Raw genomic sequence first — 22567 nt, 5'->3', positions numbered from 1 at the left:
AATGACGAAAGTCATCATCACTGCGATCGGCTCGGCGGGTGACGTACATCCTTTGCTCGGCATCGGCGCGGCGCTGGCTGCGCGCGGCCACGAGATCGTCTTCTGCACGCATCCGCCGTTCGAGGAGTCTGTCTCGCGCCAGGGCTTCGCATTCGTGCCGATCGGCACCGCCGCCGACTATGAGGAGGCGATGGCGAACCCGGCGCTGTGGAATCCGCGCACGTCGTTCCGTACGCTATGGGCGGTGATTGCGCCGACGCTGCGAACGCATTTCGACACGCTGACCGCGTTGACCGCGTTGGCCGATAGCGACACCGTGCTGGTCGGCACGTTATGGGCTTTTGCCGCACGGTTGATGCAGGAGTTGTACGGCGTGCCGTTCGTGTCGGTGCAGGTATCGCCGTCGACCCTGCTCTCCGCGCATGCGCCGCCGACCCACCCGCGGCTGACGATTCCGCGCGGCTTGCCGCTGGCTGTAAAAACGGCGCTGCTGCGGCTGATCGAGCGACAGGCGCTCGACAAGGTCTGCGGCCCCGCATTGAATGCGTTGCGCGCGGAACTGGCGCTCGCACCGGTGCGGCGCATTTTCGGCGAGTGGCTGCATTCGACCGATGGCGTGCTGTGCCTCTTTCCGGAGTGGTTCGCGCAGGCTCAGCCGGATTGGCCGACGCCGCACTGCCTCAGCGGTTTTCCGCTGTTCAACGACACGAGCGTGCCCGCGCCGGATCCGCAACTCGACGCTTTTCTCGCCGCAGGCGAGCGGCCGGTGGTTTTCACCGCGGGCTCAACCTTGATCGATCAGGAACGCTATGAAAATGCCGTGAGCGCGGCGCTGATGGAAGGCGGGCTGCGCGGCATTCTTTTGACGCCAGATGCGCCACGAATCGATTCGACCTCCGCAGCGGATAGACGCGCAGACGCGCAGGGCGCGCTGCTCAAGCGGCGCTACGTGCCGCTGCAGACGCTGCTGCCGCGTTGCCGGGCGCTCGTGCATCACGGCGGCATCGGCACGGCAGCGCTTGCGTATGCCGCCGGCATTCCGCAAGTGTTGACGCCCTTCGCGCACGATCAGTTCGACAACGCGCAGCGCGTAGTCATGAGCGGCTGCGGCGTTCGGCTCGACAGGCCGCTGCAACCGCACGCTCTCGCGCGTGCATTGAGGCACGTACTTGGCAGCCCGTCGATCGCGACGCAGTGTGGACGCGTCCAGGACCGCCTCGGGGCGTCGCCGGACGGCTGCACGGCAGCCGCACGCTATATCGAAGGTGTCATGCGGACTGGCGTGCACACGCAAACCGTCGGAAGCACGTTTTTGCCGGCATTGGCAGGCAGTGGGCACAGCGCATGAGCACCGCCACGCCGTTGCCGAAGCGCGCCGCGTCGGCCGACGCGGCGCATGGCGTCGGCGCGGGCGTGGATCCTGCCGGCGAGCGAAACGTCCCCCGCATGCGCGGCGTGCAGCTCGCGTTGCTGACGTTCGCACTGTCGCTGGCTACTTTCATCGAAGTCCTGGATTCGACGGTAACCAATGTCGCGGTACCGTCTATTTCAGGCGGCCTCGGCGTGTCCAACAGTCAGGGCACGTGGGTGATCAGCTCGTACTCCGTGGCCGCGGCCATCGCCGTGCCTTTGACGGGCTGGCTATCGCGGCGGCTCGGCGAAACGCGGCTATTCCTCGGCGCGGTGATCCTCTTCACGTTGACCTCGCTGCTATGCGGCGTGGCCGGCGACTTTCACCTTCTGGTGGTATGCCGCGCATTGCAGGGGCTCTTTTCCGGGCCGATGGTGCCGCTCTCCCAGACTATCCTGCTGCGTACCTTTCCGCCTGATAAGCGCGTGGTGGCGCTTGCACTGTGGGCGATGACAGTCCTGCTCGCGCCGATTTTCGGCCCGGTGGTCGGCGGCTGGATCATCGACAATTTTTCGTGGCCGTGGATCTTCCTGATCAATCTGCCGATCGGCATCTTCTCGTTCGCGGTATGCATGACGCTGCTGCGCCCGGACGCAACTGCAGCCAAAGCGGCGCCGATCGATCTGCCCGGCATTCTTCTGCTGGTGGTCGGCGTCGGCTCGCTGCAGACGGTGCTGGATCTCGGTCACGATCGCGGCTGGTTCGATTCACCGTTGATCCTGACGCTGGCAATCGTCGCCGGGCTGGCGATCGTGTCGCTGTTGATCTGGGAGGCGGGTGAAAAGCATCCCGTGATCGATCTGAGCCTGTTCCGCGATCGCACGTTTTCGTTTTGTGTGCTGATCATTTCGCTTGGCATGATGAGCTTTTCGGTGGTTGGCGTGATTTTTCCGCTCTGGCTACAGGCCGTGATGGGCTACACCGCGTACCAGGCCGGGCTCGCTACCGCACCGCTCGGCGTGCTTGCGCTGGTGTTTTCGATTCTGGTCGGCATTTATGCCGCCCGTTTCGACGCGCGCGTGCTCGCGACTTTCGGCTTCCTCGTGTTTGCGGCCGTGCTGTGGTGGGACGCGCATTTCACGCTGACCATGACTTTCACGCAGATCATCACGCCGGGTCTGATCCAGGGCATCGGCTTGCCGTGCTTCTTCATTCCGTTGACCGCGGCGACGCTCTCGCGCGTGTCCGACGACAAGCTCGCCGCGGCCTCCAGCCTGTCGAATTTCTTGCGCACGCTATCGGCGGCGTTCGGCACGGCAATGAGTGTGACGCTATGGGATAACCGCGCGCTGTATCACTACGATGTTGTCGCGCAAGCGGTGACGAAATCGTCCGGCAATACGCAGCGCTTCGTTCAAAGTCTGCATGGCATGGGTATCGACGGCGCACGCGAACTCACCACCTTGCATCACATCGTGCAGCAACAGGCTTACATGATGGCGACCGGCGACATGTTCTACATGGCAAGCATCACCTGCCTCGTGCTCGCCGCGATGATGTGGCTCACTCGCCCGAAGCGCGGCGCGGCGATGGCTTTAGGTCACTGAGGAGCATCCAATGACGATCCTGGGCGCATTGATCATTCTGTTTCATCCAACCGAGGAGCAGCTCGCACGCGCGGTGGCGATGCGCGCGGAGTGTGATCGCCTGCTGGTGGTCGACAACTCGCCGTTGCCGGATGCGCGCGCCGCGATGAGGCTGGGTGAGGCGGGGGTTACGCTGCTGCATCACGGTAATCGCAATGGCATTGCCGGCGCTTTCAATTGCGGCTTGAGCGCCCTGTTCGACTCGGAGGTGGATGCGGTCGCGCTGTTCGACCAGGATTCCGAGGCGCCGGCTGACTACTTCGCCGTGATGCGTGAGCGGTGCGCGTCGATGAGCGGCCGGGCGTTTCTGGCCGGTCCGCGGATCTTCGATGAAAACGACCAACGCTTCCTGCCCGAACTCGCGACAAGCGGCCTCGCGGTCGAACGACTGTCCATCCACGCTGACGCTGCGCTGCAGCGCTGCGCTTTTCTGATTTCCTCCGGCTGTGTCATTTCGCGCGAAGCGTTCGCGCGGCTCGGCCGCTTCGACGAAACACTGTTTATCGACCACGTCGATACCGAGTACTGCTTGCGCGCGCTGCTGCGCAATGTGCCCGTGTATGTCGTGCCCTCGCTCGTACTCCTGCATCGGATCGGCTCGCGGCGCCGTCACAAACTGGGCCCTTTGGAATTGACGACGATGAATCACCCCGGTTTTCGCCGCTACTACAGCGCGCGGAACGCGATGCAACTGGCGCTGCAATATGGGCTGCGGTTGCCGGTGGCAATTGTGCCGAACGTGCTGACGCTCTGGCAAGTCGTGCAGATCGTGCTGCTGGAAAAAGGCAAACTGGCGAAGCTCAGAGCGATTGCGCTGGGTCTGTTCGATGGGTTCTTCGGACGAATGGGGCCGCTCGAACGCACGCGCCCACGACTCGCAGCCAAAGTAACCAGAACCGCCAATGCGCAATATGCGGCTAATGCGGCTGATTCAGCGATGCCTGGCGATATAAATACGCCAGTGGCTGGAGAACGCGCAATGCCTCGTACCTGGCACTCATGAGGCGGCCTATGCGATTTCCCGTGCTACGCGCCTGGCCCTTGCTGCTGATTGCTGCGGCGCTGACGGGTTGCGTGAGCGATTCGGGGCTGCACACGAACGTCAAGCCACTCAAACCATCCGCCGACGCGCTCGCGCAGACCATCGGGCCAGGCGCTAACGGCGCATGGCCCGCGCCCGATTGGGTGAAACGCTATCGCGATCCGCAACTGGATGAACTGGCCACCGAGGCGTTGCAGAACAATCCCGACCTGCAGATCGCCAGGGCGAGGGTGGGTACTGCGCAGGCGCAACTCGAACAGTTTGCTTCGCTCACCGGCCTCACCGGCACGGCGGGCGCGACGGTGAGCAAGGCCCGTTTGCCGCAGCCGAACGACGTGGCCAATGTATCCGTCGGTGGTCAGCAGATTCCCGTGCAGTTGTTCAACGATCCGACAGTCTCCCCGGCCGCGGTGTTCGCCGGGTTGAGCTACCAGCTCGACCTGTGGGGCAAGAATGCCGCGCTGACGGGCAGCCTGCTCTCTACGCGCGATGCGGCGCGAATCGATGCCGAACAGGCGCGGCTCACGTTGACGGTCGCGCTCGTGACGCTTTACTGCGAGCTCGACCGCGCCTTTGCGATGCAGGACATTCTGCTGCAAAAGCAACAGGCTGCGGATAGCGTCGATACGGTGTTGCGCGAGCGTGGTGCGCGCGGCATCGATAACGCGTACGACTCAGCCGATGCCGCGCTCAAGCGAAGCCGGCTCGCTTCACAGCAGGCGCTCAACGACGAGCGCGTCAAACTGACCGAACTGCAGATCGGCGTGCTGACGGGGCGCGGCGCGGAGCGGGGTTTGTCGCTGCATCGTCCGCAACTGGCTGCGGCGGCCGACGCACCGATGCCCGCGCAACTGCCGGTCGACCTGCTGGGCCGCCGGCCCGACATCGTGGCGGCGCGTTTGCGGGCCGAAGCCGCGCTCGCCAACATCGACGCCACGCGCGCGCAGTTCTATCCCGACGTGAACCTGGTGGCCTTTGCCGGGTTGACCGCATTGACGCCCGCCGCGCTGTTTTCACGTGCGGCGTTGACCGGTTCGGTGGGGCCGGCGATCTCCTTGCCGATCTTCGACCGGACCCGGTTGCACGCGCAACTCGGCGGCGATTACGCCAATGTCGATGCCGCGATAGGCCTCTACAACAAGACCGTCGACGAGGCGCTCGGCGAGGTCGCGCGCCAGCTAACTTCCCTGCGTACGGTCGATACGCTCGCGGCCGAACAGACTCGCGCGGTGGACGCGGCCTCGCGCATCGTCGCCATCGCCGAGGAGCGGCATCGTCGCGGGATCGGCATGCAGAAGGACGTGACGCTCGCCGACCTGTCGTTGCTCGACGAACGCGCGCAGCAGGTCGATTTGCAGGGCCGCCGCCGAATGCTGCAGGTCTCGCTGGTCGGCGCGCTCGGTGGCGGCTTCGACGTACGCAAGATGGCCGGCGCGCCGATCTCTCACTATCAGCCGACCTTTTCCTCTCACGCACGCATCACGGATACGCACTTCGACTGAATGCACAACGATAAACAGGCACAGCATGCAGCCGGCTGGACCCAGGGGCAGGCAACCCCGGCAGACCCGACAGGCATAGCGAGCGACGCGCACAGTGCGAAGCGGGCGGCGCGGCGGCGCCGTTTTGCCGCTTTCTTCGGCGTGGTGGCGCTCGCCGGCGTGGCGTGGCTGACGTATTGGGGTTTGAGCGCGCGCTTCTACGAAGAGACCGACGATGCCTACGTGGCGGGCAACATTGTGCAGATCGCCGCACAGATACCCGGCACGGTCACCGATATTCTGGTGGACAACACCCGGCAGGTGCGTGCGGGTCAGCCGCTTGTCAAACTCGACGACGCCGAAGCGGCGGCCGCGTTCGCGCAGGCTAAAGCGCAACTGACGCTCGCCGTGCGACAGGTGGCGAACGCGACGATCTCGCGCCAGCTCTACGTGCAGTCGATCGATGCGCGCCGCGCCGAACTCGCCTTGGCGCAACGCGCGTTGGCGGCGCGCGATCATGCGTCGGTGGAGGTCGTGTCGCCGGAGGAGTTGGCGCGCGCCCGCGAAGCCGTGGCCGTGGCGCAAGCGAACCTCGCTTCGGCGCAAGTGCAGCTCGACGCCGCCCGCGCGCTCGGCGGAAAATTTCCGGTCGAAGCCAGTCCGTCGGTTCTGCAAGCCGCCGCGCAATTGCGGCTCGCTTATCGGAATCTGCAGCGCACCACCGTCGTCTCTCCTATCGACGGCACGGTCGGACAGCGTTCGGTGCAGATCGGCCAGCAGGTCGGGCCGGGGCTCGCCCTCATGTCGATCATTCCGCTGGAGCGCCTGTGGGTCGAGGCGAACTTCAAGGAAGGCCAGATCCGCAGCATGCGCGTGGGGCAGCCGGTGCGGATCGTGTCGGATGTGTACGGCTCGCAAGTCGTGTATCGGGGACGTGTGGAAGGCTTTTCGGCCGGCACGGGCAGTGCGTTTTCGATGCTGCCCTCGCAGAACGCGGCCGGCAACTGGATCAAGGTTGTGCAGCGCGTGCCCATCGTGATCTCGCTCGACCCGGCCGAACTCGCGGCGCATCCGCTGCGGCTTGGCCTCTCGATGCAAGTGTCGGTGGATACGCATGTTCGTAGCGGCCATCTGATCGGCAACGATACGGCGGCGGCCACGCAAAGCACCCGCGTCCACGATAACGTCTCGCGCGACGCCGATGCACTGATCGCGCAAATCATTCGGGACAACAGCGATCGCGGTGGTGCCGCTCAGTAGGTTAGCGTGCTGCGCCACTCAGATAGCGTGGCTAGTTGCCCGGATCGGTCACGGGTTTGTCCGGGTCTGCAAGCGTTTTATAGGGTAGCGACGCTGCATGCGGGTTGATTGTGGTGTCGTCGATTACGCGATCGACGTCCGCGGTTTTCGCAAGCTCGGCGAGGAACGTCTTCTTGTCGAATCCGGGTGCGACGCAGCCTTGCACGTAAATAAAGCGGCGTTGCAACGTGAGCCATAGCGTCGACTGTTCGCGCCAGTGCGTGGCGTAGTTGATATTGGCGAGCCGCCGTTGGACGGCGTCGGCGATTTCCGCGTCGTAGAGATACGCGTTCGACAGACGGCAACGGCCTTCCACCCAGCAGCTATTGCCGCGCTCGATCCGGTAATGGCTGTCGTCGAGCCATTCCTGCTCGGTTTCGAGCGGGCCTAAGGGCACCGGGCATTCGCTGATTGCTTTGGATATCTGAAAGAACGGGTCGTGGCCGTGGTTGATGCGCGGCGCTTCGGCATGGGCATGCGCCGTGACCATGCAGATCAGCAGACTTGCCAGGTGCGGTTGGATCAGGCGTTTCATCGTCTTGGGCTCCGGGATGTTGAGCGTGGGAAAGACGGATCGACGGTTTTGATTCTCGACTAGCTAGTGGAGATTATGCAACGGCGGCGCGGGACCTCACCGGCTCTTACGCCGATTTTCGACGGCGAACTTGATCAACTCGGCCTGACCTTCGATATCGAGCTTGCGCTTCAGATTCAGCCGATGCGTTTCCACCGTGCGCACTGACAGGTCATTGCGTTGAGCGATCTGCTTGCTCGAAAGTCCTTCCGCGAGTGCCTCGAGAATATCGCGCTCGCGCGGGGTGAGCCGTTCGATGGGCGATTGGGTTGCCGATGCCTGAATCAATCGCGCGCCCAGTCCCGCGCTGAAAAACGTCTTGCCTTCCAGTACCGCGCCGATGGCATGAATGATTTCGGTGGCGGGCGAGTCCTTGAGCACGTAGCCGCTGGCCCCTGCACGCACCGCCTGCGTGACGTACTCGAGGTTGTCGTGCATGGAGAGCATCAGCACGCGAATCGCCGGAAAGCGCTCGTGAAACATGCCGGCCAGTGCGATGCCGTTCATCCCGTTCATGCCGACGTCCATCAGCACCAGATGCGGCTCCTGACTGGCGGCGAGCGCGAGCGCTTCCTGCGCATTGCCCGCTTCGCCGACGATTTCGATGTTGCGCACGGCTTCGAGCCGGGCACGCAAACCGTCGCGGACCAGCGGGTGGTCGTCGATCAGGATCAAACGTGCGGTGGCAAGTGACATGTCGTTCATGGTCAGATTTCCTGCAAGGCGGGCGATCGAGGCGCGGACGTCGCCACCGGCACGCGCGCGGTCACGATCGTATGACCGGGTTGCGAGCTGAGCGACAGCTTGCCGCCCAATGCGTCGAGCCGCTCGCGCATATTGCGCAGACCCACGCCCGCGCGCGGACTGACGAGTGCGTGCGGCACGTCGAAACCGCGCCCGTTGTCGGAAATCGTCAGCGTGACGGCGTCGTTCGATATCTCGAGCGATAGCGCCGCGCTGGATGCGTGTGCGTGCCGCACGATATTCGTCAGCGCTTCCTGGGCGATACGGAACAGCACCGTGTTCACGGCTTCCGGCAAAGACGCTGCATGGGTGTGGGCGATCTGCGTGAAACCGATCTGGATACCGGACTCCTCGCTCAACTCGCGCGTGAGCTGTTCCAGCGCGGCCGCTACGCCGAGGTCATCGAGCATGGACGGACGCAGTGCATGAGAAATGCGGCGCACTTCACGCAAGGTATCGCCAATGCGCGCGACGCTGGTCGATAGTGCGGCTTCTGCTGCGGGCTCGCGCACGTCGCTGCGTTCGAAGCGCGCCAACGCCGATTCGAGCAGCAGCTTGACGGAGACCATCATCTGGCTGATGCCGTCGTGCAATTCGCGCGACAGGCGTGCCCGTTCGTTTTCCTGCGAGTCGACCACCTGCTGCGCGAGCCGCTTCAGTTTTGCATCGGCACTGCGGTATTCGGTGACGTTGAGCACCAGCGCGCACAATGCGATCACGGCGAGTCCGGCGAGCGCGATGGCATCGATCCACTGCATCGTGCGATCGATGTTGGCCGCCGCGCGCTGATCGATGTGCGCGAGCGTGGCGTCGACATCGTCGAGATAAATGCCGGTGCCGATCATCCAGCCCCAGCGTTCGAGCGGCACCACGTAGCCGAGTTTGGACGCGAGCTTACCCGTCGACGGACGATGCCACACGTAACGCACATAACCGCCGCCACTCGAGGCCGCGGCGAGCAGTTGCTGGATCGTCGGCGTGCCTTGCGGATCGCGCAGCGCCCAAAGATCGCGTCCAACGAGGTCGGGCTCGCGCGGATGCATCAGCGAACGGCCATGCATGTCATAGACAAAGAAGTAGCCGTCCTTGCCGAAGTCCATCTTCTCCAGGATGTCGAGCGCGCGTGTGCGCAGCATCGCGTCGTCGCGCGCGTTGTCGCGGCCGGCGTCGTAAAGCGGCGCGATCGCCGTGGTCGCGAGCTCGACGTAGTGCTTGAGTTCGATTTCCTTGCTGGCCATGTACGCGGCCTGGGTGGTCGCGTGCTGCGTTTCGGCGAGCGCCGTGGCTTCCTGGCGTACGCCGATTTCGATGCTGGCGATGGCCGCCAGAAAGGGCACTATCGCCAGCAGGACAATCTTTGCTTTGAGTTTCATCGTAGGAAGGACGGCCGACGAGCTACGTAGTATTACGTAGCTGGCTTACGTAGTTGCGCGCTTGTGAGGACGCTCACGAAGGCGAATACTACATCCCCACGGCGTATCGCGCCTTGCGACGCGTATTGTTGCCGCGCGCACGGTTGTGACATTCACGCCGGCCCGGCAGGTAACCGGTGTTCCGCGCGCCCGGCCACGAGTCATGGCGCGCAATTTCAATAATAGACTTAGGAGACGTTCGTGGAGACCTCCCCATCCGCCGGCCGTTCATGGCTGTGGATTATCTTGCTGATCCCGTACATCGCGTTGCTGTGGTTGCCGTTCTATAACGACACGCGCCCCTCGTTCGCCGGCTTTCCGTTCTTCTACTGGTATCAGTTCTTGTGGGTTCCGTTGACCTCGCTACTGATTTACGTTGTGTACCGAGGTGTCAAATGAGCGATGTCAATCCAGTGAATCCGGTCGCGATGACCGTCTTTATCGCTTTCTTTGTACTCGTCACCGTGATTGGTTTCTTTGCCGCGCGCTGGAAGCGGGGCGACCTGACGCAATTGCATGAGTGGGGCCTGGGCGGCCGCCAGTTCGGTACGGTAATTTCGTGGTTCCTCGTGGGCGGCGACTTCTATACCGCCTATACCGTGATCGCCGTACCCGCACTGGTGTATTCGGTGGGCGCGTATGGCTTCTTTGCGCTGCCGTACACGATCATCGTCTACCCGTTCGTGTTCGCGGTGATGCCGAAGCTGTGGAAGATCGCGCACGCGAAGAACCACATCACGGCAGCGGACTACGTGCAGGGTGAATACGGCGGCAAGTGGTTTCCTGCTGCGGTCGCAATCACGGGCATTGTCGCGACCATGCCGTATATCGCGCTACAACTGGTGGGTATGCAGGTGGTGATCAAGGGGCTTGGCGTGACCGGCGAAATGCCGTTGATCGTCGCCTTCGTGATTCTTGCGCTGTACACCTATGCCAGCGGCTTGCGGGCGCCGGCAATGATCGCGTTCGTCAAGGACATCATGATCTATATCGTCGTGATCGCGGCGGTCTGGCTGATTCCGGCGAAGCTCGGCGGCTACGCGCATGTGTTCGATGCGGCCGATACGTATTTCAAGGCGAAGGGCGGCGCAACCGGGATCATTCTGAAGCCGGCGCAGTTCACCGCTTATGCATCGCTGGCATTGGGCTCGGCACTCGCGGCGTTCATGTATCCGCATACGATGACCGCGGTGTTGTCGTCCGCGTCGGCGAACACGGTGCGCAAGAATGCGATTTTTCTGCCGGCGTATACGTTGTTGCTGGGGTTGATTGCGTTGCTCGGCTATATGGCCATTGCGGCCGGCGTGCATGTGAAGTCGGCGTCCGATATGGTGCCCGCGCTGTTCAATACGCTGTTCCCGTCGTGGTTCGTTGGCTTTGCGGCCGCGGCAATCGCGATTAGCGCGCTGGTGCCCGCCGCGATCATGTCGATCGGCGCGGCCAATCTGTTCACGCGGAATTTGTGGCGTCCGCTTGTTTCGCCGACTATCACGCCTCAGGCTGAGGCATCGACTGCGAAGATCGCTTCGCTGGTTGTGAAGTTTGGCGCGCTGTTGTTTATTGTGTTTTTGCCTACGCAGTATGCGATTGATTTGCAATTGCTGGGTGGGGTCTGGATTCTGCAGATTTTCCCGGCTATTGTGTTTTCTCTTTACACGCGGCGATTGAATACGTCAGGGTTGTTTCTTGGGTGGCTCGTTGGGATCGTTCTCGGGACGGGGCTGGCTATTTCGCAAGGGCTCAAGCCGGTGTTTGCTTTGCATGTCGGGGGTGACACTTATCCGCTTTATATCGGGTTGATCGCGTTGGTGGTTAATATTGTGGTGAGTTTTGTGGTGTCGGGGTTGGCGCCGCGGAGGGTTGGGGTTTGATGCTTTTGTTTTTTTGGGCTGGCGCTGTTGGGGTGTTTGCTCGGCGGTTTTGGCCTTTCCTTGCTTTCTTTGTGGTCTATTAGCGTTGCCCCTGTGCGGGGCGGCACCTACTTTTCTTTGCCTGCCGCAAAGAAAAGTAGGCAAAAGAAAGCGGCTCACACCGCTAGCCTATAAGCGGGTCCCCCGCACAGTTGCGGTAGTGGTGCATCTGGAATCTGTGTTTTCGCACATTCGGCGTTAGTGACAAGGGCGTCATTCTTCCGGCGGCGCTGCGCGCGCCGATGCGTACTTCATCGAGGCGTTGGGTGGTCTTTCGGTCTGTGCATCAGGCAATCTTTTTTTTGGTTTTCCGCAATTCTGTTTCCATGGTCGTCAGTCGTTGCAGTTGCAACCATTCGCCAGTTTTCGCAGGCTCAGCGATTGGGGACGTCGCTGCAAGGATTGTCTATTCAAATTGCATCTGTAACATTTTTACCGATTGGTCTGCTAGCATGGTGAGCAATTTATAACGGCCGCCGGTCGGCGCGTTCAAGGGACGGTCCGGCAATCGGTATCCCGCCGGGTCACGAACGCCAGCGGCGGCAGAGAGCAATCAGGAGATGCGACTGAATGCGGGTTTTGAATTCTGCTCCTAACCGTAACCTGGCCATCAAGGCGGCTTCCGGCATGGCCTGTCTTGTGCTCCTCGCCGGATCCAACGGAGCACACGCCCAGGAGTTTTCGCTATTCGGCGGCGGCTCGCGCGCGGGCAACACGAATACGTACACGTGGGCAATCAACTATCAGGAAGGGCTCGGGCAATACTTTGCCGCGAGCTTCACCTGGCTCAATGAAGGACACATTCCGGACCATCATCGCGACGGTCAGATGATCCAGCTATGGGGCCGTATTCCGGTGGGAAATCCTCAGTTCGTCCTGCAGGCGGGCGTCGGCCCATACCGTTACTTCGATACCACCACCGCCGTGCAAGGCGGCAGTTATTCGGACACGCACGGCTGGGGCGTCGTGTACAGCGTGCGTGCGGCGTACTACACGTCGAGCCGGTGGATCACACAACTGCAGTTGAATCGCGTGCACGTGCAACGCGGGCCGGATGCGACAAGCGTGATGTTCGGCGTCGGCTATCAGCTCGATGCGCCGGGCAGCCCCGGTCCGCGCGACTGGGCGAGCGGCAGCACCCACAATGTCACCAACAACGAAGTGGCGGTCTACCTCGGCGAGACCATCATCAATTCAACCAGCTCGCCGACCGCGCTAGGCGCTGCGATTGAGTACCGTCGCGGCCTCGCGAAGTACCTCGATGTGACAGTCGGCTATCTTCACGAAGGCAGCAGCAAGGTATCGCGCCGCGACGGTATCACCAGCCAACTGTGGGCGACGCGTGCCTTCCTCAACGACAAGGTAACGCTCGGGCTCGGGCTCGGCGCCTACTACGCAATCAACGAAAACGAAAACAGCCTGACGCCTGGGCCGGGCGCCGGGAAGTTTTCCGGCCTCGTGACGATCGCGGGCGCCTATCGTCTGACCGATCACTGGGATGCGCGGATCGAATGGAACCGTGTCGTCACACGCTATGATCGCGACTCAGATGTGATTTTCGGTGGCGTGGGTTACCGTTGGTGAATTCTTGACCCGAGAGTAAAAACTCACACAATAAAACGGAGAAGAGCATGAGAGCCAGCACCATCGCCGAGCGGGAGGCCCGTGGCCGTGCCGCCCGCGAGCACTCGAAACGATCGAGCCACCGTACGGTCGGCGAATTGCATCGCAACCCGATCGAGTTGCTGAAGCAGAGCAGCGAGGGGCGGGTGGAAAAGCTCGTGCCGCTGCGCTATGGGCGCATGTCTGTCTCGCCTTTCACGTTCTTTCGCGGCACCGCGATCATTCAGGCTCACGACCTGAGCCGGGTTCCCGACACCGGCCTCACCATGCCGATTTGCGGCGACGGTCACCTGATGAATTTCGGCGGTTTCGCGACGCCGGAGCGTCAACTCGTATTCGATCTGAACGACTTCGACGAAGTCGCAACAGGTCCCTTCGAATGGGACTTGAAACGCCTGACCGCGAGCCTCGTGGTCGCCGCGCGTCACATGCGCCTGAGCCGCGGCACAGCCGAGCATCTGGTGATGACCGCAGCCACCGAATATCGCGACCGGATGGCGCAATACGCGCAGTGCGGCGCGCTTGAACTCTGGTACGACCGCATCACCTTCGATTTGATGGCCGAAACCGCGTTGACGCCCGAGCGCCGCCGCATTGTGCGCCGCGGCATGGAGAAAGCCGCGGGCCGTACCCACGAAAGCCTGCTGGAGAAAATGGCGGAGTTCGATGGCAACCGCTGGTCGATTCGCGATGCGCCGCCCGGACTCTTTCATGTGCATGGCGCCAATTCGCTGTTTTCGCCCGATGACGACTGGTTCTCGATCGGCAATTGGGACAAGTTGATCGCGGGGACCTGGGGCGAATACCTGAAGACCTTGTCGCACGACCGGCGCGAGCTGCTCAGTCATTTCACGGCACAAGACCTGGTGTTCAAGGTGGTGGGCGTCGGCAGCGTGGGGACGCGCTGTCTCGTGCTGTTGAACGTCGATCACATGGGCAAACCGCTGTTCATCCAGATCAAGGAAGCACGGCCATCGGTGATCGCGCAGTACCACAAGGCGCCGGCGCTCAAACATGAGGGCGAGCGGGTGGTTCGGGGGCAGCGCATGCTGCAGGCGGCGAGCGACATCTTTCTCGGCTGGGCGAGCGGACCGTCAGGGCGCCATTTCTACTTCCGGCAACTGCGGGACATGAAACTGTCGGCGAACATCGAGTTGTTCGATACCGATCTGCTGGAAGGTTACGCGAAACTCTGCGGCTGGATCATGGCGCGCGCGCATGCCAAGGCAAGTGGCCAGGCGATCGAAGTCAGCGCGTATATCGGCCGTGGGGATCAGTTCGCGGAAGCGCTCACCGGCTATGCCACCAGCTACGCGGACCAGGTGGAACGCGATTACGAAGTGTTCCTGAAGGCCTGCCGCAGCGGCGAGCTCGAGGCGCGCACGGACGACGACATGGCAGCGGATTTCCGCGTGTAACAGCGGTGTTTGTGGCCCACCGCCTACCGGCGGCCGGGCCGCGCGCAACGGATCGGGTTTAGTCGTCGAGACGCGCTTCACGCAGCGTAACGAAGCGCAAATGCTTTTGGCGAGCCGCGTCGATCACGCGCGGCAGGACGGCAAGGATCAGCGGTTTGCCCTCGATGGTGAGCGCGGCATTGCCGTCGTGCAGCAGCAGGATGTCGCGCGGAGCAAGACCGTCGAGCAGCCGGCGCGCAACCACATGCGGATCGCGTTCGCGCGTGTCGTAGCCGCGCCGCGTCCACGCCGCGAGCCGCAAATCGAGTTTGCGCAGCACGGGCTCAAGAAAGATATTGCGCAACCCCGCCGGGGCGCGGAAGAACATCGGCCGCTCGCCGCTCAAAGCCTCGAAGGTGCGCTGCGCCGCGTCGATCTCGCGTGTGAGTGCACCCGGAAACGTGACCGAAAACGTGTGCACGTGAACCTGCGAATGGTTCTCCAGCGCATGGCCGCGCGCGATGATTTCGCGTGTGAGCTCCGGGTAGCGTTGCGCTTTCGCGCCGATACAGAAGAAGGTGGCGCGCACGTCGAACGCCTCGAGCAGGTCGAGCACTTGCGGTGTGACGACCGGATCGGGACCGTCGTCGATGGTGAGGGCGATCGCGTCCGCGTTGCGCGCGCCGACGGGCAGGTGCGTCCAGTTCGGGCCGAGCAGCGAGGTGCGCGGCAACAGGCCGGCCACCGTGAAAATAGCGTGATTCGCGAAGATCGCGGCCAGCCACCATGGCCACGCGGCGGGCACCAGCAGACATCCAGCCAGCACGAATACATGCCACGCGGCGGTGGCCGTGACCATCGCGGGATAGCCGGTGCGCGGCCAGCGGCGCTGCGGTGCGGCCTCGCCGCTTTGTGATGGCGTGAAGAGTTTGTTCATAAAGCGTGCTTCCTGTCTTCCTTCCCCCGTCCTGGGAAGGCCTTGAATTGCGCGCGTGACGCGCAACAGCAAACGATACCATTGATGCGCCGTTCGACGCAGCCGCGCGCAGGAAAGGCCAGCAATGAAAGCATGCTGAAAGACGTCGTCCTGCATAGGGCGGAATTGCCGCTGTCGGCAAATGTGCCGTTCATGACCGTCATGGCGAGCAAGATGCCGTTCGTCGGCAGGCATTGAGCGCGGCGCCGGGCGTTCGCGGCGCGAGCGGGTTGAAGGGAAGGGCTTGGGGCGTGAGCTGAAGGCGAGCGTTCAGACCGAAGCACCGCCGCGCGCGTTGCAGGAGATCAACTTATACTGAGCGCTTCCCGCCTTTCGAAAAAGCGATTCGCCGTGCCCCGTGCCTCACCGAAGGACGACCCGCAGCCGGTGCCGCCCGTGCAGCCCGAGCTCGAGGATTGTTGTCATAGTGGCTGCAATCCGTGCGTATTCGATCTCTACGATGACGCGCTCGAGCGCTATCGGTTGGCGCTCGCCGAATGGCAACTGCGGCAGGCGGCGCGGACGGTGCGTGCCCCGCCAAGCAAATCGCGCACGCGCCGCTGAACGGCGTTTCAGGTCCTGCACCAGGGCCGCAGCCATCCATTGTTCCCGTCATGACCGACCCTCAGCCCGCGCACATCGAACCCTTCAACGAATCGCACACGCTGGACGACCTGCATACCTTCGTGCAGCGCTATCCGCGTCTATTCGTTCTGACCGGCGCGGGCATCAGCACCGACTCCGGCATTCCCGGCTATCGCGACGACAACGGCGAATGGAAGCGCTCGCCGCCGATCACGCTGCAGGAATTTCTCGGCACGGCCGCGATGCGCCGGCGCTATTGGGCGCGCAGCATGGTCGGCTGGCCGGTGGTGGCCGACGCGCGGCCGAATGCCGCGCATACCGCATTGGCCCGGCTAGAGGCAGCGGGCCATGTGCCGACGCTTGTCACGCAGAACGTCGACGGTTTGCATCAGCGGGCCGGCAGCCGCGAGGTGATCGAACTGCATGGCGGCATCGACGGTGTGACGTGTCTGGACTGCGGGATGCAGCATTCGCGCGCGTCGATCCAGCTGACGCTTGAAGCGGACAATCCCGCGTTGCTGCACGTCACCGCCGAAACCGCCGCCGACGGCGACGCGCATCTGGAGTGGCACGATCTCGACTCTTTTCGCGTTCCGACGTGCACGAACTGCGGCGGTGTGCTGAAGCCCGCAGTGGTTTTCTTCGGTGAAAGCGTGCCGCGCGAGCGCGTCGAGGCGGCTTCGCAGGCGCTCGACGCGGCGGACGCGGTGCTGGTGGTCGGCTCGTCGCTCATGGTCTATTCGGGCTACCGTTTCTGCGTGTGGGCGCAAAAGCAGGGCAAGCCGATCGTCGCGATCAATCTCGGTCGCACGCGCGCCGATCCGTTGCTCTCGCTGAAAATCGCCGCACCGTGTGCCGATACGCTGACCGCGCTCGCAGGTCGTTTGGCACTGGACTGAACACATGGCCCGAGTCGCGCGGCCCGCGTAAATCGCCGATAATCCTCATCCACGTAGCGCCGCTCTCACAAAAAGCACTCGCCACGCAAAAGGAACGCCGATGTTGACGACGATCGACCAGCTCGAAGCAATCTACGGTCAGCCCCACGAGCGCTCCGTGCGCAAAGAGATTCCCTACGTCAACGAAGACTATCGTGCGCTCATCGAAGCCGCACCCTTCGTGGTGCTCGCGACTGCCGGTCCCGAAGGCCTCGACTGTTCGCCGCGCGGCGACGCGCCGGGCTTCGTGCGCGTAATCGACGAACACACGCTCGCGCTGCCGGACCGCATCGGCAACAATCGCGTCGACAGTCTGCGCAATATCATCGTCGAACCGCACCTGGCGCTGCTGTTCGTCATTCCGGGCGTAGGCGAAAGTTTGCGTGTGAACGGGCGCGGCCGCATTTCCAACGATCCGGAATGGCTGGACAGTTTCGCCGTCGAAGGTAAACTGCCGCGCACCGTGCTGCTGATCGATGTCGACACGGTGTACTTTCATTGCTCGAAAGCGCTGGTGCGCTCGAAACTGTGGGACCCGGTGCATCATGTCGAACGCTCGCGCCTGCCGAGCGCGGGTGAGATCCATCGGCGCATCAACGGCACACAATTCGACGCCTTGACCTATGACCGTGAACTCGCCGAACGCGTGCGCACGACCCTGTATTGAAACAAAGCGAACATGACTGACTCCCATCCGGCGCTGCGGCAACACTCGCCGTCCGCGGAACGCAATCGCGAACCGATCCTTGCCGTCTTGCGCGAGGTGCTGCCCGCCACCGGCCGCGTGCTGGAAATCGCGAGCGGCACGGGTCAGCATGCGGTCTGCTTCGCCAGCGCGTTGCCTGGGATTGACTGGCAACCGAGCGATCTCGATGCGGATGCGCGTGCGTCAATTGCGGCGTGGATCGCGCATGGTGGGCTGACGAACGTGCGAGCACCGCTCGCCCTCGACGTGCATCAGGCGGATTGGGGCGTGGCCATGGCCGATAGTTTCGATCGACTCGACGCCATAGTCTGTATCAACATGATTCACATCTCGCCGTGGAGTGCGGCGCAAGCGCTCTTCGCCGGCGCGGGCCGACGCCTGGCCGATGGCGGTGTACTGTATCTGTACGGTCCTTACAAACGCGGCGGGACGCACACCTCGCCGAGCAACGACGCGTTCGATCAACAGTTGCGCAGCCGTGACCCCGAGTGGGGCGTGCGCGACATGGAAGCGGTGGTAGCGTTGGGCGCATCGGTCGGGCTCGTGTGCGACGAACCGATCGCGATGCCGGCCAACAATTTCAGTCTGGTGTTCAGGAAACGCTAACGGGTTGAGCGAGTCAGACAGAACGGTTGGCTGCTCGTGGAAGCCCGAAGCGCCACGCGCAGTGAAAAGCTCCGCTCGTTGAGTGTCAACGACTGCAGAAGAGCGCCAATGTGCGCCAGCGTGCGGCAAGCCGGCATTTCTTTTATCCTTTCACCCTCGACGTCCCGCCGACGTTTCTTCCGGCGCGGCGTCTCGACATTTTTTGTACTCTGGAGAATTCACATGGGCAAACAGGCAATCGGCGTGGTGGGGCTGGCGGTCATGGGCCGCAATCTGGCGCTCAACATCGAGAGCCGCGGCCACGCGGTGTCGGTGTACAACCGTAGCCGCGAGAAAACCGACGAACTCATCGCCGAATATCCGGACAAGAAGCTGGTGCCGGCCTTCACGCTGGAAGAATTCGTGGAATCGCTGGAAAAGCCGCGCCGCATTCTCATGATGGTCAAGGCAGGCGAGCCGACCGACGCCACCATCGCTTCACTCAAGCCGCTGCTGGACAAGGGCGACATCCTGATCGACGGTGGCAATACGCATTTCACCGACACGATCCGCCGCAATCAGGAACTGGCAAAAGCCGGCCTGCATTTCATCGGCACGGGCGTGTCGGGCGGCGAAGAGGGCGCACTGAAGGGACCATCGATCATGCCGGGCGGCCAGCGCGACGCCTATGACCTGGTTGCCCCGATTCTCACCGAAATCGCCGCCAAGGCGCCGGACGGCGAGCCGTGCGTGGCGTATATGGGATCGGACGGCGCGGGCCACTTCGTCAAGATGGTGCACAACGGCATCGAATACGGCGACATGCAGCTGATCGCAGAGAGCTACGCGGTGCTCAAGCAGGTTGTCGGCCTCTCGAACGAAGAGCTGGGCAAGGTCTACACCGAATGGAATCAGGGCGAGCTCGATAGTTACCTGATCGAAATCACCTCGAAGATTTTCAGCAAGAAAGACGAGGAAACCGGCAAGGACCTGGTCGACGTCATCCTCGATCGTGCAGCGCAGAAGGGCACGGGCAAGTGGACCAGCCAGAACGCGCTCGACCTCGGCGCACCGCTGCCGCTGATCACGGAAGCCGTGTTCGCGCGGGTGTTGTCCTCGCTGAAAGATCAGCGCGTGGCCGCCAGCAAAGTGCTGGAAGGGCCGGCGGCCAAGCCGCTCGGCGCCGAGCGTGAGGCGTTCATCGAATCGGTGCGCCGCGCGCTGTACTTCAGCAAGGTGATCTCGTACGCACAAGGTTTTGCGCAACTGCGGGCGGCGTCGGAAGAGTACAAGTGGGATCTCGATTACGGCACGATAGCCAAGATTTTCCGCGCCGGTTGTATCATTCGCGCCCGCTTCCTGCAGAAGATCACGGACGCCTATGCGAAAGACAAGGCGATCGCCAATCTGCTGCTCGATCCGTACTTCCGCGACATCGCGAAGAACTATCAGTCGGCTTTGCGTGAGGTCGTGATTGCCGCGATCAATGCGGGTGTGCCGGTGCCGGCATTCGCCTCGGCCGTGGCGTATTTCGACGCGTATCGTTCGGAACGGCTGCCGGCAAATCTGGTGCAGGCACAGCGCGATTTCTTCGGCGCGCATACGTTCGAGCGTATCGACAAGCCGGGCAGCTTCCACGCGAACTGGAGCTAAGCGTTTGAATTGCGGCCCGGCGCGCTTGTTGTCAGGCGCACCGGGCTGCGCGATCGATTGAAATCGGACTGGGCAATTATTGCTGAAAACTATTGGGCAGATAGCGAGCCAATCCACCAGGCTGTCTACTGTTGCGAAATTCGAAATAGAGTTTCGTTGTTTTAGGTGTTTCCCCTAGATGTCGACGCTCCTAAACTTCTACTTAAGCGCTACGGGACAAGAAGCCCAAAGCGAATCAAATACAAGTTCTGGAGGTTTACATCATGAAGACCCTTATCTCTGCAGTTGTCGTCGCCGCAGCTCTGGTTGCTCCTGTTGCTTCGTTTGCTCAATCGAACCAGCCGGTGACGCGCGCTGAAGTCCGCGCTCAACTGGTGCAACTCGAAAAGGCGGGTTACAACCCGAATAGCGATCAAATCAGCTACCCGGCTAACCTGCAAGCCGCACAGGCTCGTGTCGATGCACAGAACGGCACCGTTCAAGCTGTGAACAGCGGCTACGGCGCACCGATCGCAGGCAGCTCGCAAGCCGGCCGTCCGGTGAGCGGCAACGACCGTAACTCGGTCTACTTCGGCAACTAATTCGCGCCGAAGCTGATGGAAACGCCGCCGGGCTGATTGGCGGCGGGTAAGGAAAAAAACAGAAAAAAACGCCGCCCGGATTTTGCCGGGCGGCGTTTTGTCGTGTGCGGCGCTGCTTGGCCGTCAATTGAATTGCAAGGCATGCATCAACGGTTCGGCAGATGGGGAATCCCTTCGTTGCTGGTGAGATTGAGCTGGTGAATCTGCCGATGCGCCTTGTTCAGATGCGCTTGCGCGGCCACGCGTTGCGCTTCCAGTTGCGACACGTCCTTGCGCACCTGATGCTGCCGGTTCGACACCGCCTGTTCCTGCGCGCCGCGCCGTTGCAGATCCGTGCGCAGCCGTTCGGCCTGTGATTCGGAGCGCGCGATCATGCGCGCAAGCTGTTCGTTCTGCGCCTCGAGTTGGGCACGGCGCGTTTCACCCTCCGAGAGCCGCGTCGCCTGTTCCTCGAAGTGATGGAAGGCCGTTTCCGCGGCTTCGAGGTCGGCGGCTTTGAGCGCGCGCCACAGCGAGCCATCCTGATACAGCGCGACGTAGTACGCCAGTTCCTTCGCGTGGAACAGCAGGCTGACCGAATAGGCGAAGCTGCGGAATACGCGGAACGGCGTCAGCGCTTCTTCCTCGGCGAGCCATTCGATTTCGGCGGTGTCGGCCATCTGCACGCCGCGCGCGCTCACCGGCGAGGGCACCACCGGCACCGGCCGCAGCGTCGTCACCGGCCGCGCCGGCTCGGCGCTCGGCGCGGCGGGTTCGGCAGGAGCGGCAGCGGGCGTGACCCCGGCCGCCGCCAGCGCCGCTTCTTCGCTTTCGTCGGGCGATACGGGACCGGCGGCGTGCTCTCGCGCAATCTGCACGAGATGCGATGGGCCTGCCAGCACGCTGCGGCGGTTCAGGAGACTTTTCACGGCGGTTCCTCCAGTTGACTCGCCCGAAACCTTCAGTCGGCGCCGACGGTCAAGCATGCCGGACACTCTGGCGGTTCAGGCGGTGAGCGAAAAGTGGCGGACCGGCGGCGCTTGGCGGTGAGCGCCGGGGTGCGCGCAGCGCGGATGCGTGTCCGCGAGCGCAGCTTTAATGCAGCGTGCGATGCCGGCGGCCGATTTCGTCGAACAACGCGCGGCTTGGTTCCAGCGCAAGCAGCCAGGATTCGTCGTAACCGCTGAGATTGTCGAGCGCCTCGCGCAGCCGCTCGATCGCCAGAGCCGGAATCTCGACGCTGGCTTCGACGCCGCTCGACAATCCCGCGATGCTGGCCAGCTGGACCAGCGCGTCGGCGGCTTCGGCAACATCTGCCGCGAAAACCAGGTGCGTGTTCAGCAACTCGACCAAACCGGGCGACGCCGCAACGTCGTCGACATTGAGCTGCACGGCCAGAAACGTGGCTTTGTTCATTCCCAACTCCTTGCAGGATCCAGGCGTTTGCGTACGGCGCGTTCCGGCAGCATGACTGAGTATAGGCGAGGGTTCAAAGGATTCAATAGTCACACGAATGCGCTCGCGCAGCCCCGTACCGGCGGTTGGGTCTGCCGCAGCACCTATAATGGGCGCAGTCGAAACGCGTAATCCCGACGGGCCGGGTAGTTCGGTATGCGGCACGGATAACGCGTCGTCGGCTGCATCTGTTTCTCAACCCGTTATCCGCCATGAAGATCATTCGCAGCAAGAGCTTCACCGCGACGCGTCCCTGGGGCGCGCTCGATATCGCCAACATGCGTGGCATTACGACACGCCTGCATTGGACCGACCAGCCGTACAAGTGGCACGTCAACGACGGCGAGGAGGTGTTCGCCGTCCTCGACGGCCGCGTGGAGATGCGCTACCGGGAAGGCGGCGTTGAACAGTCGGCGATTCTGGAAACGGGCGATGTGTTTTACGCGTCGGTGGGCACCGAACATGTCGCGCATCCGATTGGCGTGGCGCGCATTCTGGTGGTCGAGGCCGAGGGCAGTGTCTGACGGTTTCCTGGCCCATGCCGCGTCGAAGCCTTGTGCCGATGCGCACGGCGGCATAATGGATATCGCCGTGACGCCCGCACCGGACGGCACGGCACATGCTTGGGCT

21 protein-coding genes and 2 pseudogenes are annotated in these 22567 nt (G+C 62.8%); 17 read left to right on the top strand and 6 right to left on the bottom strand.

The window, feature by feature from the left end:
- The first annotated feature begins 1 nt into the window (after position 1).
- The 5 genes and pseudogenes from KHO23_RS16600 to KHO23_RS16580 all read left to right on the top strand — a co-directional run bounded on the left by KHO23_RS16600 (position 2) and on the right by KHO23_RS16580 (position 6780).
- Entirely contained in the window at positions 2-1348 is a 1347-nt protein-coding gene (locus KHO23_RS16600) for a glycosyltransferase (RefSeq protein ID WP_211612309.1), read from the top strand.
- Entirely contained in the window at positions 1345-2958 is a 1614-nt protein-coding gene (locus KHO23_RS16595) for a DHA2 family efflux MFS transporter permease subunit (RefSeq protein ID WP_211612308.1), read from the top strand. The genes KHO23_RS16600 and KHO23_RS16595 overlap by 4 nt, the downstream gene beginning before the upstream one ends.
- Before the next feature lie 10 nt (positions 2959-2968).
- Positions 2969-3865 (top strand): annotated as a pseudogene (locus tag KHO23_RS16590) (glycosyltransferase family 2 protein); the annotation flags it as partial.
- A 143-nt stretch (positions 3866-4008) separates the two neighbouring features.
- Positions 4009-5541, top strand: coding sequence for an efflux transporter outer membrane subunit (locus tag KHO23_RS16585; protein WP_328821980.1), 1533 nt, complete (start codon positions 4009-4011; stop codon positions 5539-5541).
- Entirely contained in the window at positions 5542-6780 is a 1239-nt protein-coding gene (locus KHO23_RS16580) for an HlyD family secretion protein (protein WP_211612305.1), read from the top strand.
- Between the two features lie 31 nt (positions 6781-6811).
- On the opposite strand, the gene KHO23_RS16575 is transcribed toward KHO23_RS16580, so the two are convergent.
- The 3 genes from KHO23_RS16575 to KHO23_RS16565 form a co-directional block, all read right to left on the bottom strand.
- Positions 6812-7354, bottom strand: a complete 543-nt coding sequence (locus KHO23_RS16575) for a hypothetical protein (protein WP_211612304.1) — start codon at positions 7352-7354, stop codon at positions 6812-6814.
- A 96-nt stretch (positions 7355-7450) separates the two neighbouring features.
- Positions 7451-8098 (bottom strand): response regulator, encoded by a 648-nt coding sequence (locus KHO23_RS16570; protein WP_211612303.1) that lies wholly within the window; start codon positions 8096-8098, stop codon positions 7451-7453.
- A gap of 2 nt (positions 8099-8100) precedes the next feature.
- On the bottom strand, positions 8101-9510 hold the full coding sequence (locus KHO23_RS16565) for a cache domain-containing protein (protein WP_211612302.1): 1410 nt from the start codon (positions 9508-9510) through the stop codon (positions 8101-8103).
- Positions 9511-9750: 240 nt separating this feature from the next.
- On the opposite strand from KHO23_RS16565, the gene KHO23_RS16560 reads away from it, so the two are divergent.
- The 4 genes from KHO23_RS16560 to KHO23_RS16545 all read left to right on the top strand — a co-directional run bounded on the left by KHO23_RS16560 (position 9751) and on the right by KHO23_RS16545 (position 14500).
- Complete coding sequence (locus KHO23_RS16560; RefSeq protein ID WP_211612301.1) at positions 9751-9948, top strand: DUF3311 domain-containing protein; 198 nt, start codon at positions 9751-9753, stop codon at positions 9946-9948.
- Positions 9945-11420 (top strand): monocarboxylate uptake permease MctP, encoded by a 1476-nt coding sequence (mctP, locus tag KHO23_RS16555; protein WP_211612300.1) that lies wholly within the window; start codon positions 9945-9947, stop codon positions 11418-11420. The genes KHO23_RS16560 and mctP overlap by 4 nt, the downstream gene beginning before the upstream one ends.
- A gap of 609 nt (positions 11421-12029) precedes the next feature.
- Positions 12030-13043, top strand: coding sequence for a hypothetical protein (locus KHO23_RS16550; protein ID WP_211612299.1), 1014 nt, complete (start codon positions 12030-12032; stop codon positions 13041-13043).
- A 47-nt stretch (positions 13044-13090) separates the two neighbouring features.
- Complete coding sequence (locus KHO23_RS16545; protein ID WP_211612298.1) at positions 13091-14500, top strand: DUF2252 domain-containing protein; 1410 nt, start codon at positions 13091-13093, stop codon at positions 14498-14500.
- Between the two features lie 58 nt (positions 14501-14558).
- Here KHO23_RS16545 and KHO23_RS16540 read toward each other — a convergent pair whose 3' ends face one another.
- Positions 14559-15416: a polysaccharide deacetylase family protein gene (locus tag KHO23_RS16540; protein ID WP_211612297.1), complete on the bottom strand. Its 858-nt coding sequence runs from the start codon at positions 15414-15416 to the stop codon at positions 14559-14561.
- Between the two features lie 141 nt (positions 15417-15557).
- Here KHO23_RS16540 and KHO23_RS16535 point away from each other — a divergent pair.
- The 7 genes and pseudogenes from KHO23_RS16535 to KHO23_RS16505 all read left to right on the top strand — a co-directional run.
- Positions 15558-15653, top strand: a pseudogene (locus KHO23_RS16535) (3-oxoacyl-ACP reductase); the annotation flags it as partial.
- 153 nt (positions 15654-15806) lie between these two features.
- Positions 15807-16019 (top strand): oxidoreductase-like domain-containing protein, encoded by a 213-nt coding sequence (locus KHO23_RS16530; protein ID WP_211612296.1) that lies wholly within the window; start codon positions 15807-15809, stop codon positions 16017-16019.
- 50 nt (positions 16020-16069) lie between these two features.
- Positions 16070-16939 (top strand): NAD-dependent protein deacetylase, encoded by an 870-nt coding sequence (locus tag KHO23_RS16525; protein WP_211612295.1) that lies wholly within the window; start codon positions 16070-16072, stop codon positions 16937-16939.
- 100 nt (positions 16940-17039) lie between these two features.
- The gene (locus KHO23_RS16520) at positions 17040-17645 is read left to right on the top strand and encodes a pyridoxamine 5'-phosphate oxidase family protein (protein WP_211612294.1); all 606 of its coding nucleotides are present in this window, start codon (positions 17040-17042) and stop codon (positions 17643-17645) included.
- Between the two features lie 12 nt (positions 17646-17657).
- Positions 17658-18290 (top strand): DUF938 domain-containing protein, encoded by a 633-nt coding sequence (locus KHO23_RS16515; RefSeq protein ID WP_211612293.1) that lies wholly within the window; start codon positions 17658-17660, stop codon positions 18288-18290.
- Between the two features lie 222 nt (positions 18291-18512).
- On the top strand, positions 18513-19922 hold the full coding sequence (gene gndA / locus KHO23_RS16510) for an NADP-dependent phosphogluconate dehydrogenase (protein WP_211612292.1): 1410 nt from the start codon (positions 18513-18515) through the stop codon (positions 19920-19922).
- Positions 19923-20185: 263 nt separating this feature from the next.
- Positions 20186-20503 carry a DUF4148 domain-containing protein gene (locus KHO23_RS16505; RefSeq protein WP_211612291.1) on the top strand — a complete coding sequence of 106 codons (318 nt, stop codon included), beginning with the start codon at positions 20186-20188 and terminating at the stop codon, positions 20501-20503.
- Between the two features lie 146 nt (positions 20504-20649).
- On the opposite strand, the gene KHO23_RS16500 is transcribed toward KHO23_RS16505, so the two are convergent.
- Together KHO23_RS16500 and KHO23_RS16495 are read right to left on the bottom strand one after the other, a co-directional pair.
- Positions 20650-21411 (bottom strand): DUF2968 domain-containing protein, encoded by a 762-nt coding sequence (locus tag KHO23_RS16500; protein ID WP_211612290.1) that lies wholly within the window; start codon positions 21409-21411, stop codon positions 20650-20652.
- A gap of 166 nt (positions 21412-21577) precedes the next feature.
- Positions 21578-21898: a hypothetical protein gene (locus KHO23_RS16495; RefSeq protein WP_054041885.1), complete on the bottom strand. Its 321-nt coding sequence runs from the start codon at positions 21896-21898 to the stop codon at positions 21578-21580.
- 251 nt (positions 21899-22149) lie between these two features.
- Here KHO23_RS16495 and KHO23_RS16490 point away from each other — a divergent pair, with 251 nt between their 5' ends.
- The gene (locus KHO23_RS16490; RefSeq protein WP_028198297.1) at positions 22150-22461 is read left to right on the top strand and encodes a cupin domain-containing protein; all 312 of its coding nucleotides are present in this window, start codon (positions 22150-22152) and stop codon (positions 22459-22461) included.
- Positions 22462-22567: the final 106 nt, after the last annotated feature.

The organism is Paraburkholderia haematera (assembly GCF_905220975.1).
Lineage (GTDB): Bacteria > Pseudomonadota > Gammaproteobacteria > Burkholderiales > Burkholderiaceae > Paraburkholderia > Paraburkholderia haematera.
The sequence above is the reverse complement of the archived record's forward strand: the minus strand, read 5'-3'. Positions and strand labels throughout refer to the sequence as shown.

What these genes read in the sequence shown, in the direction of transcription:
- KHO23_RS16600 (WP_211612309.1), top strand. Translation starts at nt 2, where the DNA reads ATGACGAAAGTCATCATCACTGCGATCGGCTCGGCGGGTGACGTACAT.
- KHO23_RS16595 (WP_211612308.1), top strand. Translation starts at nt 1,345, where the DNA reads ATGAGCACCGCCACGCCGTTGCCGAAGCGCGCCGCGTCGGCCGACGCG.
- KHO23_RS16585 (WP_328821980.1), top strand. Translation starts at nt 4,009, where the DNA reads ATGCGATTTCCCGTGCTACGCGCCTGGCCCTTGCTGCTGATTGCTGCG.
- KHO23_RS16580 (WP_211612305.1), top strand. Translation starts at nt 5,542, where the DNA reads ATGCACAACGATAAACAGGCACAGCATGCAGCCGGCTGGACCCAGGGG.
- KHO23_RS16575 (WP_211612304.1), bottom strand. Translation starts at nt 7,354, where the DNA reads ATGAAACGCCTGATCCAACCGCACCTGGCAAGTCTGCTGATCTGCATG.
- KHO23_RS16570 (WP_211612303.1), bottom strand. Translation starts at nt 8,098, where the DNA reads ATGAACGACATGTCACTTGCCACCGCACGTTTGATCCTGATCGACGAC.
- KHO23_RS16565 (WP_211612302.1), bottom strand. Translation starts at nt 9,510, where the DNA reads ATGAAACTCAAAGCAAAGATTGTCCTGCTGGCGATAGTGCCCTTTCTG.
- mctP (WP_211612300.1), top strand. Translation starts at nt 9,945, where the DNA reads ATGAGCGATGTCAATCCAGTGAATCCGGTCGCGATGACCGTCTTTATC.
- KHO23_RS16550 (WP_211612299.1), top strand. Translation starts at nt 12,030, where the DNA reads ATGCGGGTTTTGAATTCTGCTCCTAACCGTAACCTGGCCATCAAGGCG.
- KHO23_RS16545 (WP_211612298.1), top strand. Translation starts at nt 13,091, where the DNA reads ATGAGAGCCAGCACCATCGCCGAGCGGGAGGCCCGTGGCCGTGCCGCC.
- KHO23_RS16540 (WP_211612297.1), bottom strand. Translation starts at nt 15,416, where the DNA reads ATGAACAAACTCTTCACGCCATCACAAAGCGGCGAGGCCGCACCGCAG.
- KHO23_RS16525 (WP_211612295.1), top strand. Translation starts at nt 16,070, where the DNA reads ATGACCGACCCTCAGCCCGCGCACATCGAACCCTTCAACGAATCGCAC.
- KHO23_RS16520 (WP_211612294.1), top strand. Translation starts at nt 17,040, where the DNA reads ATGTTGACGACGATCGACCAGCTCGAAGCAATCTACGGTCAGCCCCAC.
- KHO23_RS16515 (WP_211612293.1), top strand. Translation starts at nt 17,658, where the DNA reads ATGACTGACTCCCATCCGGCGCTGCGGCAACACTCGCCGTCCGCGGAA.
- gndA (WP_211612292.1), top strand. Translation starts at nt 18,513, where the DNA reads ATGGGCAAACAGGCAATCGGCGTGGTGGGGCTGGCGGTCATGGGCCGC.
- KHO23_RS16505 (WP_211612291.1), top strand. Translation starts at nt 20,186, where the DNA reads ATGAAGACCCTTATCTCTGCAGTTGTCGTCGCCGCAGCTCTGGTTGCT.
- KHO23_RS16495 (WP_054041885.1), bottom strand. Translation starts at nt 21,898, where the DNA reads ATGAACAAAGCCACGTTTCTGGCCGTGCAGCTCAATGTCGACGACGTT.
- KHO23_RS16490 (WP_028198297.1), top strand. Translation starts at nt 22,150, where the DNA reads ATGAAGATCATTCGCAGCAAGAGCTTCACCGCGACGCGTCCCTGGGGC.